The organism is Salinimicrobium profundisediminis (assembly GCF_026241755.1).
In the GTDB taxonomy this organism is placed as follows: Bacteria; Bacteroidota; Bacteroidia; order Flavobacteriales; family Flavobacteriaceae; genus Salinimicrobium; species Salinimicrobium profundisediminis.
Map to the genome: position 1 here is coordinate 117,004 of NZ_JAPJDA010000008.1, position 12,976 is coordinate 129,979.

At 38.3% G+C, this 12,976-nt stretch carries 10 protein-coding genes, 1 pseudogene and 1 riboswitch; of the genes and pseudogenes, 6 read left to right on the forward strand and 5 right to left on the reverse strand.

Translation table 11 applies throughout. The annotated features are described in order from the left end of the window. Nucleotides 1–87: 87 nt before the first annotated feature. Both OQ279_RS06465 and OQ279_RS06470 read right to left on the reverse strand, forming a co-directional pair. Nucleotides 88–1,506: a sensor histidine kinase gene (locus tag OQ279_RS06465; protein WP_266069038.1), complete on the reverse strand. Its 1,419-nt coding sequence runs from the start codon at nt 1,504–1,506 to the stop codon at nt 88–90. 214 nt (nt 1,507–1,720) lie between these two features. Further along, nucleotides 1,721–2,491, reverse strand: coding sequence for a LytR/AlgR family response regulator transcription factor (locus OQ279_RS06470; protein ID WP_266069039.1), 771 nt, complete (start codon nt 2,489–2,491; stop codon nt 1,721–1,723). 705 nt (nt 2,492–3,196) lie between these two features. Between OQ279_RS06470 and OQ279_RS06475 the strand changes: the two genes are divergently transcribed. Both OQ279_RS06475 and OQ279_RS06480 read left to right on the forward strand, forming a co-directional pair. Next, nucleotides 3,197–5,422: a TonB-dependent receptor gene (locus OQ279_RS06475; protein ID WP_266069040.1), complete on the forward strand. Its 2,226-nt coding sequence runs from the start codon at nt 3,197–3,199 to the stop codon at nt 5,420–5,422. A gap of 86 nt (nt 5,423–5,508) precedes the next feature. After that, a pseudogene (locus OQ279_RS06480) lies at nt 5,509–5,724 on the forward strand (OmpA family protein); the annotation flags it as partial. Nucleotides 5,725–5,859: 135 nt separating this feature from the next. On the opposite strand, the gene OQ279_RS06485 reads toward OQ279_RS06480, so the two are convergent. Continuing rightward, a complete protein-coding gene (locus OQ279_RS06485) occupies nt 5,860–6,027 on the reverse strand; it encodes a hypothetical protein (RefSeq protein WP_266069041.1) in 168 nt (55 codons plus the stop codon). A gap of 300 nt (nt 6,028–6,327) precedes the next feature. Here OQ279_RS06485 and OQ279_RS06490 point away from each other — a divergent pair, with 300 nt between their 5' ends. From OQ279_RS06490 to OQ279_RS06500, 3 genes are read left to right on the forward strand one after another with little or no spacing between them, the layout of a single operon-like run. Further along, nucleotides 6,328–7,575 (forward strand): Glu/Leu/Phe/Val family dehydrogenase, encoded by a 1,248-nt coding sequence (locus OQ279_RS06490; RefSeq protein ID WP_266069042.1) that lies wholly within the window; start codon nt 6,328–6,330, stop codon nt 7,573–7,575. An 11-nt stretch (nt 7,576–7,586) separates the two neighbouring features. Beyond that, nucleotides 7,587–8,003, forward strand: a complete 417-nt coding sequence (locus tag OQ279_RS06495; protein WP_266069043.1) for a GreA/GreB family elongation factor — start codon at nt 7,587–7,589, stop codon at nt 8,001–8,003. A gap of 8 nt (nt 8,004–8,011) precedes the next feature. Continuing rightward, nucleotides 8,012–8,425, forward strand: coding sequence for a hypothetical protein (locus OQ279_RS06500; protein WP_266069044.1), 414 nt, complete (start codon nt 8,012–8,014; stop codon nt 8,423–8,425). 436 nt (nt 8,426–8,861) lie between these two features. Here the strand turns inward: OQ279_RS06500 and OQ279_RS06505 are convergent, their stop codons facing one another. Then, complete coding sequence (locus OQ279_RS06505) at nt 8,862–10,187, reverse strand: sigma-54-dependent transcriptional regulator (protein ID WP_266069045.1); 1,326 nt, start codon at nt 10,185–10,187, stop codon at nt 8,862–8,864. 3 nt (nt 10,188–10,190) lie between these two features. Then, the gene (locus tag OQ279_RS06510; protein ID WP_266069046.1) at nt 10,191–11,288 is read right to left on the reverse strand and encodes a sensor histidine kinase; all 1,098 of its coding nucleotides are present in this window, start codon (nt 11,286–11,288) and stop codon (nt 10,191–10,193) included. Nucleotides 11,289–11,762: 474 nt separating this feature from the next. Next, nucleotides 11,763–11,857, forward strand: a riboswitch (adenosylcobalamin-variant (AdoCbl-variant) riboswitch). Between the two features lie 133 nt (nt 11,858–11,990). Between OQ279_RS06510 and OQ279_RS06515 the strand changes: the two genes are divergently transcribed. Further along, nucleotides 11,991–12,965 (forward strand): ribonucleotide-diphosphate reductase subunit beta, encoded by a 975-nt coding sequence (locus OQ279_RS06515; RefSeq protein ID WP_266069047.1) that lies wholly within the window; start codon nt 11,991–11,993, stop codon nt 12,963–12,965. Nucleotides 12,966–12,976 lie beyond the last annotated feature (11 nt).

Consider the following 12,976-nt stretch of genomic DNA (forward strand, 5'->3'; position numbering starts at 1 on the left):
ACATTAAAACGTTAAATATCCATGTATTGAAGTGTTAGTAAAAATCAAATGGAGTGAACTCAATAAAAAGTGGAGTGAATTATTAAATTAAGACAATAAAGGAAGTATGCATTTAAATTTGCCATCGATTATTTCGGTTTTGAACCTACTTTCCTGATGATGTAAATAAATATTCTTCAAGTATGTTAACCCCAGCTTGTGACTATCCTTATCGTTAAATTTCCTCGGAGTATAATTGTTAAGCACCTCAATAACTTCCTGATGTATTATAATTTCAATAATAAGGGGATTCGACTTTGTAAATTCATTGTGTTTAATGGCATTTTCCACCATGGTTTCCAAAGATAAAAAAGGAATTTTCCTGAAAAACACCAGCTCATCACCTTTATTTATAATTTCAACCTTTAAGCTATTCTTAAACCGGATTTCCTGTAAAAACACATATTGCTTTAGAAAATAAAGTTCTTTTTTTACTGTAGTAAGATTTCCCTCCCGGTTTTCTAATAGATACCGGTATACTTCTGCCAGTTTCAAAACAAACTCCTGAGACAATTCCGGTTTTGACTCTATTAACACATGTAAAGAATTTAAGCTGTTAAATAAAAAATGGGGATTCATTTTCTTCTTTAACTGGTTTAATTGCAAAACTGCATTTTCCTTCTGATATTTTTCATTAGTATTTACTAATCGCTCTTTCTCTTCCAGGACTTTAAGATTATCAACATACTCCTCTTTTAATTGAATCCTCGAAATCATTAATAGTAATATAAAAGTTAGAAAAGCTACCAGACTAATCCAGGAAAAATATTCCTGTATATTTTGAGTGGTTTCCTTCAAATTAATTTCTACAGGAAAACTTTCCACAATAATTAAAGCAGATTTCCCAATGTTTATCTGATCAAAATAACGCACCACTTCTAAACCAAGAAATTCAGAGGTAGCAGTATCTTTCAGCACATCTCCTGAAGCAGATTCTATTGATTTACGAAATGAAGGATCTTTACTGCTTAAAACATCATCAATAGATACAGCCCCAAAGAATCCATCTAATCTTTTGCCTATAAATTCTGGTTCAGGATGTAAAAGGCATACTCCTTCTTGATTGGTTACAACTGTATAACCACTGTCTCCTTTATATTTTTCAGAAAAGTATTTCCAGAAATTAAGCAAATCGATATCATACCCCACTACAATAGCTGTATCTTGATCAATTTTCTTAAAATAAAATTTCCTATTAATTACTCTTTGCGGGGTTGATATAATAGTATCAAAAAAGGTGTTATCTTCAAAGGAGTTCAAGTGCTTTGAAAAGTCTTTTAAATCTGGTTCTTTCAAAGTTTCAGAGCGATGAATTTTTTGAATTTCCCCTAATGTAACTGCATAAATAAAACTGTTGGATATAACCTCTGTAGATCTGGCCAGTTCTGTAATAAATAGTAGATTTTCTTTAATCCTGTCAAACGGAAGATCGGTAGAATCATTAATTACTTTTTCTGAATATTCCAAAAAGCTATCAAGTCTGTTAAACTCAAATGCAACAATATTTTTTTTTGTTTCTAAATTTTCCCGAAGAATTTCCTCCAGTAATTTTTCCGCTACCAGGGTGATGTTTGGGGTTATTAGAGCACTGGTAGCAAAGAATCCAGCAATGACTAGAACACTTAAATAAAAAAATTTCCGGTGCTTTCTAAACCCCTGTAGAAGATTGGTTGACATCATATTAATGGTTTAACCATTCCTTGAAAACCTGCACATTTTTAGAACTAATTAAAACAGGTTCATTATTCCCAGGGGAAGGCTGAAGGTTAACTTTTAATCTATTCTGACTGTAGCGTATTATAGACTGTATGGCATTAAGGCGAACAATGAATTTTCTGTTAACTTTAAAAAAATCCTTTTCTGACAATTTCTCATCTAGATTCGAAATTGTATCCTCATATAAATAAATTTCACCAGCCCTGGTAAACAAAAAAAGCGTTTTATTCTCGGCCATAAAGTAAGCTATTTCTTCACTGGAAATGGAAATAAATTCTTCACCTCTGGATACCAGAAACCTCGTTTTGTTTGGATTAACTTCTGGGGAAGCTTTTAATCGAATTATTAATTTTTCTAAATCCTGAGACCTCTTAAAGGATGAATTAGTATAACTCATATACTTTTCAATTGCAGTAGTGAGTTTGGCCTTATCATAAGGCTTCAGCAAATAATCAACTGCATAATACTGAAAAGACTGTATGGCATAATGATCAAACGCAGTTGTAAAAATAATAGGAGTATCAATTTTTAAAGCTTCAAATATTTCAAAACTTTCCCCATCTCCTAAATGAATATCACTAAAAATTAATTCACAGGTATTTTTACTAAACCATTCAATGGCCTGCTTCACACTTTCAAGACGTTTTTTTATAACTAAGTCGGGTCTTATTTTGAGTAATAAACCTATTAAAGATTCAGCGGCCAAATCTTCATCTTCTATAATAACAATATCCATTATTTATTTTTTTATAGGTCTTATAATGTTCTTTACCTTACTTACGGGCATTAATTATTTCTAACCTTCAAAAATTAAAGTTCCTCCCATTTGTTAGGGCAACTTGGCTGCTAAATTAAGTTCTATTTTCCATTTGTTATGCAGCTTTTCTTTGTTGTTTGAGTATCTGACAATTAGGTATTGCATTGTTTATCCCCTCACACCCCCTTTCGGTGATTGTAAAAAATAAATTATTGATGGAGTTTCCAGTAAAGATCTACCATCGCCACAAAAAACATAATCCTTTCCGCATGGGGATTTAGGCAATGTAAATAGGCCAAATTGGGTTGGGCCGTTCTACTTTTTAAAGGGCATAATAAATAGAGATAAACCTTGTGATCTTTTTTTCGTCTGGAAGTATGTTTTTTGGGCATAGTGTCTCTTTAGCCCATAATGTAGGGACAATCGTTCAATCCGTTTTTTATTGATCTTAATACCTTGCTCAGGGTCAATGTCATTTAAAGAAGAACCTCTCAGAAGCTTGTAGAAGTTTTCTAGATCTTCTCCAATAATAAGTAGATCATGTTTTCTAAACATATATTATTTAACACACTGACCTATAAATATCTAACTAATTTTATAAAAAATTTCTTTCAGTTTGCTAGCATTTTACTGTTTGTACTACAAAGAATGTGTTAAAATTGCAGCTTCAAAAATACCAGTTGCATGTACCTTTCTACCCCCTACAAAATTCTTTTACTTTTACTTGTTATCTTCAGTTTTATATCGGTTAAAGCCCAAACCATAACGGGAACTGTAATTAACCATAAAAAATCTCCTGTTTCAGATGCATATATCTATAACCTGAACAATGAAAATCACGCCCATACTTCTTCACTAGGACAATTTTCATTGCAGGCCAAAGCCGGGGATTCTATTAGGGTGAGCCATATGGGTTACAAAACCCTCACATTTATAGCCCATACAGGTAAAAATAATATTGAGATGCAGGAAAAGCTCAACCTCATCAATGAAGTCGTCCTCACCCCCAGACTTAATTCATTGGAGGTCTTCAGCAAAGTAAATATCAACATTAATCCGGTTACTTCCTCCCAGGATCTACTTCGAAAAGTTCCGGGTTTGATCATTGGGCAACATGCAGGTGGTGGAAAAGCCGAACAAATCTTCCTTCGGGGTTTTGATATTGATCACGGAACAGATATTAGTATTGGAGTAGACGGAATGCCGGTAAACCTCGTCTCCCATGCTCACGGCCAGGGTTATAGCGATTTACACTTCCTTATTCCTGAAACAATTGAAGGAGTTGCCTTTGGAAAAGGGCCTTACAATGCTGAAAAAGGCAATTTTGCAACTGCAGGTTTTGTTTCCTTTAAAACCAAAGACAGGCTTGAGAACAGCCTGATTAAAGCCGAAGCAGGACAATTTAATTCACAAAGGCTGTTGGGAATGTTCAGCGTGCTTAATAAGCAAAACCACAGCCTTTATCTTGCGTCAGAATATCTGGCAACAGACGGCCCTTTTGAGAGTCCGCAGCACTTTAACCGCATCAACCTCATGGCAAAATATGCCGCAAAAGTTGGGGCAAACAGTTCTCTAAAAGCCAGTATTTCAAATTTTTACAGTACATGGGATGCCTCGGGGCAAATTCCTGTAAGGGCGGTAGAAAGTGGCATGATCTCCAGGTTTGGCGCTATAGATGACACCGAGGGAGGCGAAACTTCACGCACCAACCTTATTGTAGAGTACGATCATCAAGTAGATGAAAAATCTTTTGTTAAGAATAATATTTACTATTCAAAATATGATTTTCTGTTGTTCTCAAACTTCACTTTCTTTCTTGAAGACCCCAAATTTGGTGACCAGATAAAACAGCAGGAAACAAGGACCATGATGGGATTAAATTCTGAATACAACAACCGGTTTAATTTTAAAAAATGGTACGGTGACCTGCAGGCGGGAATTAGTTTACGAAATGACCAAAGCGAAGAGAACGAATTGTCGCACACCTACCAGCGCCTTTCCACCCTCTCCAACTTTAGCCTGGGCGATATTAACGAGACCAATCTTGCCGCTTATATTAATGCTGAATTACACCTCGGAAAATGGACCATCAACCCCGGAATTAGGGTTGACCATTTTAATTTTAAATACTATGATCGTCTCGCTCCCAAATATGCAACGCTTTCTGAAGAAAAAAGCATTATTAGCCCAAAACTCAACTTTCTTTATAACGCCAAAAACAATTTACAGCTCTACCTGAAGGCAGGTAAAGGTTTTCATTCTAATGACACCAGGGTGGTTGTGCGAAAAGCTTCAGAAAATATTTTACCGGCAGCTTACGGCAGCGACCTGGGAATGATTTGGAAACCGGTTCCAAGAATGATGATAAATACAGCTTTTTGGTACCTTTTTCTCGAACAGGAATTCGTTTATGTAGGTGATGCCGGTATCGTGGAGCCCAGCGGCAAAACAGAACGTAAAGGAATAGACTTTAGCCTGCAGTACCAGCCCCTAAACTGGCTGTACGGGAACCTTGATGCCACTTACACCGTTGCCCGCAGCCTGGATGTTCCCGGCGACAGTAACTACATTCCCCTGGCACCAGATTTCACCCTTACAGGTGGCCTTAATGTAGACTTACCTTCGGGGATTAACACCGGAATTTCCATGCGGCACCTCTCGGCGCGCCCTGCCAATGAAGACAACAGCATAGTGGCCGAAGGCTACACGGTATTTGACTTCAATCTGGGATATAAGTTCCAAAAATGGCATTTTGGAGTGAATATTCAGAACCTCTTTGATACTGAATGGAATGAAACCCAATTCGCAACAGAATCCCGGCTTTCTTTTGAAACAGAACCTGTTAAAGAAATCCATTTTACCCCGGGAACACCATTTTTCTTGAGAGGAATCATCAGTTATACCTTTTAGTAGCTCAAAACTGAAGTTATGATAGTTCGCTTTTTTATAAGGACTGAAAAAGAAAACTACTTTAACAATAAAAATCCCATACCGTCAGCAGAGGAACGGCTTCCTATAATATGCAGCTGTCAAAACAAAGGGCCAGGGCTTCGGCTGACTACCTGCTCAAAAAAGGCATTTCTCCCGACCGGCTTTCTTATGAGGGACTGGGTGAAACCCTTCCTCTTAACAAATGTGTTGATGGCAGCGCCTGTCCCGAAGATCTTCATCAAAAAAACCGAAGAAGTGAATTTATCCTTGTCGAATTTTAATCAGAAAACCCGCGCTATCCACCAAATAATGGTTTTTAGAAAATCCCTAAGTAAAAACGGATAGCGTAAAGAAAAAACAGGCCGTTTTTTACATAAAGGAGGCTCAAAAATGTCATTTTTGAGCCTCCTTTATGTTTATCTTTTCCCTACCCCACTTTCAGGTAACTCCTTCAGTATTTCCAAAAAATACTCCACTTCATGGGAAGTAGCAGCTCTAAAATGCCCTTTTTGACACCGGTACAATTCTCCCCGTCCGGGTAATTTCTCCCCACTCCACCCTTTGCTCATTTCAGTTCTAAACATATCTAATTCATTGATTTACAAAGTTCTATGAATAACATCTTCAGTAATTATTGAAGAAGGCACGGGCTTTGTCTTCAGGAATGCAAAACAAATTTTGAACTACTATGCTAATTGAAAAAACAATGATCAATTCTAAAACAATGGAAGTCAATAATAGCTTACCCCAGGAAATTCTTAAGGGGCTCTGTTTTAATTGTGATCATAGAACTCACTGCACCTGGAAAGAAACAAGAAAACAAAATTGTGAACACTTTGAATAATAAAAATATGATTACTGCTAACAAGAATAATAAACAGAGCATGTTTAAGACTGTACAAAACCAGTTTAATAAAACTGCCGACTTAATTGATCTCAACCCAAACATCCGTAAGATCCTCGCTATTACCAACAACGAACTCATCGTGCATTTTCCTGTGAAGATGGATAACGGGAAGGTGGAAATCTTTACAGGTTACAGAGTTCAGCATAACAATGCGCTGGGCCCGTACAAAGGCGGATTGCGTTACCACCCTACGGTAGATGTAGATGCTGCAAAAGCCCTGGCTATGTGGATGACGTGGAAAACTTCTTTGGCTGGCTTACCTTACGGGGGTGCTAAAGGTGGGATTCAAATAGACCCAAGAAATTACAGCTTATCTGAGCTGGAGCGCATTACCCGAAGATTCACTTATGCATTGGGCGAAAATATTGGGCCCGAGCATGATATCCCTGCGCCCGATGTCAATACCAATGCCCAGACTATGGCGTGGATTGCCGATACTTACATGTCAACCAAATCTACATCAGAGCGATCTCAGAATCAGCATGTGGTTACCGGGAAACCTGTGGGTTCAGGGGGGCTCGAAGGTCGCGACAGGGCTACAGGCTTCGGCGTGTTCTTGTGTATCAAATTATACTTTGAGGCACTTGGAGAAACTCTTAACGGCAAAACTTTTAACGTTCAGGGGTTTGGAAACGTGGGTTACTGGGCCTCTCATTTCTTAGTTCAAGAAGGTGCCAAACTCTTGTCAGTACAGGATGCACATGCTACCATATTCAATTCTGAAGGTATTGATGTTGAAAGTTTATTTGAACACTCCAAACCCAGAAAAGGCTCTATAGAAGGATTTTCTGAAGCCAAAGAAATTGATCCTGAAGAATTCTTCGGATTAGCCTGTGACATATTGATTCCCGCAGCTTTGGGCAACCAGATTACTGAAGATAACGCCTATAAGATTCAGGCGAAATTAATTGCAGAAGGCGCCAATGGCCCTACCAATGATGAAGGTGAAAGCATTCTTCTGGAAAGGGGAATTCCTATTATTCCCGACATCTTATGTAACTCGGGAGGAGTAATAGGAAGTTACTTTGAATGGTTACAAAACCGAAATGGCGAATTGTGGCAACTGGACGAAGTGATGGAAAAACTCGAGAAGAAAATCACCCAGGTGTTTAAAAATGTTGCTGCCGAAGTTGATCAACGCCAGGTAGATTGGCGTACTGCAGCCTACATCATTGCTATAGCCCGAATTGAAATGGCTTATGTACAACGCGGAATTTTCCCATAAATGAGACAGCTATGAAATACTCGCAAATAATAATTGAAAAAAAAGAATTTGAGCTTTTAAGAAACCTGATATCAACAGAATCATATTATAAAGACAAGACCTACAAGTCTTCTCTTCATAAACTGAAAAAGGAACTGGAAGATGTAAAGATCTTACCAGATAACAAGATGCCCGGCGATGTTATACGCATCAACTCTAATGTAACTATTGAGACCCCGTGGAATGTACAGAGAACTTACCAGATTGTAGTTCCTGAACAAAGTGACATCAGGAACAATAAGATATCTGTTCTCGCCCCCATGGGCCTGGCTCTGTTTGGATATGCCCAGGGAGATGAAGTGGAATGGGAATTCCCCATGGGCATTAAAACAATAAAAATACTGGAAGTAGAACAGTCTAACACAACATTTAAACTGGAAGCGCTGTAATGAATGAAATGAAGAACCACTATAGAGACGAAGAAATATTGAAGCTCAATATGAGATCAGAATTAAAGCTGTGGCAGGAAAACATCAGCTTTATGGAGCAGGAAATCGGTTTTTATTTAAGGCTACTCCAAAAGAGTTCGTTCTTTAAAACTGAAAAGAATGTAGAAGATTTGAAGTTCCTGGTAAAGCAACTGCAGGAGATCCATGAAATGAACAGCCTCAATTCAAAAATATTGAGAGATTACAAACTAAAGGCAGAGAATATTCGGGAATGCGATGACGTGCAGTGTGAAAATCAATATGTTCAGGAACATCTGCATGTAAAGAATTCTTTTCAGAAGCATTTAAAAAAGTCTCAGATAGTTAAAGGTTTTGTATTTAAATACATACTCGAAAACATGCAGGAGGTTCAGCATTCCTGAGGCAATACTTCTGAAAATTTTTCAGAAAAATCAGCTTTTAAAACAACTCACTTGATCATGAAAAACAGGTCTGCAAAAATTAAAATCATCTTTCTGCCTTAAAGCACCTTTTCTAAAACGGGATCGTCCAAACCTATGGATGTATCCCGGTGAAAAAGGTGCACCCCGGCAAACAAGATATATAATTTTTAAACCAGGATCATGAAAAAAGGAAATTTAAAACATTCAACAATAGATTTAAAGGCTAAAAAGCAGGAAAAAATTCAGAAGAAACTCGAGGATAAGAAAATGAAAAAAAGAAAGTCGAGAGTTTAGAAGTTTAATTAGTTTTTTTGAAGGGTCTGCCGCTGGCAGACCCTTTTATTTTACTGAAAGATCTATTCAGATATATATTTTTTTCAACATCTAAAAAACTACCCCTTCAAAAATGCCGTTTTTACTTCAGCTTTTGCCGAAGGGTTTTCCGATCGATTTGAAGGATTTCTGCAGCCCTTGTTTTGTTGTTGTCTACCGAAGCCAGCACTCTCTGAATGTGTTCTCTCTCAACTTCCCTTAAAGATTTATGCACATCATTTTCAGCAGAAGGTTCGGCTAATTTTATATGTTTCGGAATTTCCTGTACGTCAATATTCTTATCACACAAGATAATTGCCCGCTGCACCACATTTTCCAGCTCCCTGATGTTGCCGGGCCAGGAATATCTCGTGAGCAACTCCATCGCTTTATCTGTAATGGTGACGAAGGGTTTTTTATATTCAACCCCGTACTTTTTGATGAAATTATGGACTAAAGGAAATATGTCTTCTTTCCTTTCCCTAAGCGGTGGCGTGAGAATATTCACCACGTTTAAACGGTAATAAAGGTCTTGCCTAAAAGTGCCTTTTTCAACCATCTGGTAAAGGTCGCTGTTGGTTGCCGCGATGATACGCAACTCTATTTTCTCTGACTTCTGCGCTCCAATCCTTCTAACTTCCTTTTCCTGTAAAACCCTTAAAAGGCTGGTTTGTACATTTGCAGGTGCCGTTCCTATTTCGTCCAAAAAAATAGTTCCGCCTGCCGCTGCCTGGAAGAATCCCTGCCGGGAATCTCCTGCCCCGGTAAAAGCGCCTTTTACATACCCGAATAATTCCGATTCCAGTAAATTTTCAGGAATAGCACCACAGTTCACAGCTATAAAAGGATTGCCTGCATAAGCGCCTTTGTAATGAATGGCACGTGCCACCAGCTCCTTGCCTGTTCCACTTTCACCCTGTATAAGTATGGTTGCCCTGTTGTTCTTTACCCGCTCAACAACATCGATCATTTCCTCAAAACTTTCCGAAGAGCCTATCATCCCGGCGTAAGCATTGGTAATCGGTTTTTCTTTTTTTTGATCAAAGGTGTCGCTTCTTTTTTCCTGAAGACTTTTCTCAATGGCCAACTTCAGTTCGGCCTGGGTGAAAGGTTTTACCAGGTAATCTAAAGCCCCCGATTGTATAGCCGATATTGCCCCGTCTACTGATGGAAATCCTGTAATGACCAGTTTTGGTATCTCCGGGTAATGTTCATCGGCATATTTTATGAGCTCAATGCCGTTCACGCCGGGCATTTGCAAATCGGTAATTAAAAGGTCTATTCGCGACGATTTCAGTATTTCTATAGCTTCTTTTACCGATATCGCCCGGTAAGTGTGAAAGTGAAGTGCACTGAGGTTGCGATGAATTAACTCGAGCATATCAAAATCATCGTCAACTATTAAAACGTTCTCTTTATGAAGTGCCATAAGTTAATTTCTAAGAGGTATACTTATTTGAAAAATTGTTCCCTGGGGCTTATTATCAAAAGCAACAATATTGCCTTTATGACTTCTAATGATACCGTGTACCACACTTAACCCCAGCCCCGAGCCATCTCCAATAGGTTTAGTGGTAAAAAAAGGTTCAAAGATCTTTGATTTCAACTCTTCTTTAATGCCCGGGCCCTCGTCTGCAATCTCTATAAAAAAGCTGGTGTCATCCTGGTAGAGTTTCACTTCTATAGCCGAACCTTTTGGAGAAAAATACAGGGCATTGATAAGGAGGTTAAAGAGTACCTGCGTTAGCTGAATTGGGTCCAGCTGTGCCTCAATCCTCTTGTCTGCCACTCTAAAATGGCATTCTACACCTGCTTTTCTAAAATTCGGTTTCAAAAGTGAAAGCGCCTGTGCAATTATAGGCTGAATTCTTATGATCTTCATTTCCTGCGGAATTTCACAGGCAAAGAACATGAGTTTTTTCACTACCTCCCGCGAATAAATGGCTCCTTTAATGATCTTGCCAATGTCCTTTTTTGTCTGCTCATTTTCGGCCCTGTCTTTTATGAGTTCGGCAAAACCCAAAATGTTACCCAAAGGCGTGTTGAGCTCGTGGGCAATCCCTGCAGTGATCTCCCCAAGAATCGCTAACCTGTCATTGCGGTGTACGGTGCGCCTTAACAGCTCTTCCTGCTCTTTTTGCTTTATTTTTTCGTAAAAAGATCCTATTTCCTGCGCCGCTTTTTCGAGTAGTTTCTGTTCTTCAGGCAGAAAAGACAGCAGGCTGAATTCAGGATCGGGATAATAGATCTTTATACTGCCCTTAACTTCATTGAAGGTATAAATTGGCGCCTGTTGCACCACGTTTTTCTTCGGAATTTCCCCGGTGCTATGTTCAAACCCGTTTAACCTTAGTTCTACAATGGCATTTTCGGGGAATCTCCAGGCCTGTTTTAGTACTTCTGAAATTTTTTGAAGCGTAGCTGCAATCTCTCCTGTATGATCTCTAATGATAGAAGATATTTCATACAAACAGCTGAGCTCTTTAATTCTCTCCTGAAGTTCTATTTTGGTTGAAATTGTGCCGGGCATCCTGAAAAAATTAAAGAGGAATGAATTATCAAATATAAAACATTTATAACGAGAAAAGGGGCTTGAAAGCAGTGCCTTCCCTCCCATTCCGCTCACAGTTTTTTGCTGATCATACTGATGACTATATCATAAATAGTTTTTTTGAATCCAGCTGCTGAAAACGAGGGGTTGATAAAATTACTCCCGCTTTTCTGAAGTAAAAAGAACTTCCTTTTTATCAATGTGCCTTCAGCAGTAATCTAAGCTCTTCCACTTCCTGCAACGTCCAAATATTTCCGAAGAAAATGACATCCAAAAATTACATTTTTGACACCTCTTTCCGAAGCATTAGAAAATGAAAACCTTAGAAACGCCGTTGCCGCTTACCTTCTGGATCAACCTGAATTTTGCCTTTGTGAAAAACTGTGTTGATAAGTAAACGCAGCACAAAATGATTGCTGCTTCTTTCTTTCTAATTTTACATTGAATAATTGATCTGATATTTTCAGGAGGGGAATCATGTGAAAATCATGAGCTGTTGCGCAACTGTCAATAATCTTTAGGTTATAAGCCAGAGTACCTTTTTCAGATCGATGACTTTGCTTTCGCATAAAAAGTAATTGTCGTGGAATTCTACAGATTGGCCCTGCTTTATTTCCTGGCCCTTATCTTCTCTTCCATTGGTTATTTTTTAGGCTTTTGTTTAATCAAAATGAATAGATTATGAGCATTTTTGAAAAGAGAATAAACTACAAACCCTTTGAATATCCCGGAGTTCTGGATTTTACTGATGCCATAAACAAGGCATTTTGGGTACATTCTGAAGTTGACTTTACAGCCGATGTACAGGATTTTCACTCCTATCTTTCAGACGGTGAAAAAGATGTGGTAAGAAAGAGTTTACTTGCTATTGCACAAATTGAAGTTGCTGTAAAATCATTTTGGGGCGACCTTTACAAGCATTTGCCAAAACCGGAATTTAACGGTCTGGGCAGTACTTTTGCCGAATGTGAATTCAGGCACTCTCAGGCGTATTCAAGGCTTCTCGAGGTTTTGGGCTACAGCAATGAATTTGCAAATGTCATTGAAGTACCGGCAATCAAAAACCGAATTAACTACCTGTCTGAAGCTTTGGAACACACCAAAGCAAAAGATCCAAAAGATTATATTTCTTCCCTCATCCTGTTTTCAATATTAATTGAAAATGTCTCTCTTTTCAGCCAGTTTGCTATCGTTTTGTCTTTTAACCGCTTTAAAGGCGTGATGAAGAACATCAGCAATATTATAGCGTGGACTTCGGTTGATGAGCAAATACACGCAAATGCCGGCATGTACATCATCAATCAAATCCGTGAAGAATTTCCCGATTATTTTGATGAGGAATTGATTCAGAATTTAACCAGCACCGTAAAGAAATCTATAGAAGTTGAAGGTGAGATCCTGGACTGGATCTTTGAAAATGGCAAACTGGAGAATATCGATAAAAAGAACCTCATGGATTTTATGAAGTTCCGCGTAGATGACAGCTTAAAAAGCATTGGTATGTCTAAGATCTACAACGTGAGCGCAGCAGATTATCAACCCATGCTGTGGTTTGAGGAAGAAGTTTTTGCCAACAGTCTTGATGATTTCTTTGCAAGACGCCCGGTAGATTACACCAAGCACGATAAAAGTATTACCGCAGCCGACCTTTTTTAATTAAGCCTGAA

Coding starts and splice junctions, on each gene's coding strand:
- OQ279_RS06470 (WP_266069039.1), bottom strand. CDS start 2,491: ATGGATATTGTTATTATAGAAGATGAAGATTTGGCCGCTGAATCTTTA.
- OQ279_RS06510 (WP_266069046.1), bottom strand. CDS start 11,288: ATGCCCGGCACAATTTCAACCAAAATAGAACTTCAGGAGAGAATTAAA.
- OQ279_RS06495 (WP_266069043.1), top strand. CDS start 7,587: ATGAAATACTCGCAAATAATAATTGAAAAAAAAGAATTTGAGCTTTTA.
- OQ279_RS06485 (WP_266069041.1), bottom strand. CDS start 6,027: ATGTTTAGAACTGAAATGAGCAAAGGGTGGAGTGGGGAGAAATTACCC.
- OQ279_RS06500 (WP_266069044.1), top strand. CDS start 8,012: ATGAAGAACCACTATAGAGACGAAGAAATATTGAAGCTCAATATGAGA.
- OQ279_RS06515 (WP_266069047.1), top strand. CDS start 11,991: ATGAGCATTTTTGAAAAGAGAATAAACTACAAACCCTTTGAATATCCC.
- OQ279_RS06475 (WP_266069040.1), top strand. CDS start 3,197: ATGTACCTTTCTACCCCCTACAAAATTCTTTTACTTTTACTTGTTATC.
- OQ279_RS06505 (WP_266069045.1), bottom strand. CDS start 10,187: ATGGCACTTCATAAAGAGAACGTTTTAATAGTTGACGATGATTTTGAT.
- OQ279_RS06490 (WP_266069042.1), top strand. CDS start 6,328: ATGTTTAAGACTGTACAAAACCAGTTTAATAAAACTGCCGACTTAATT.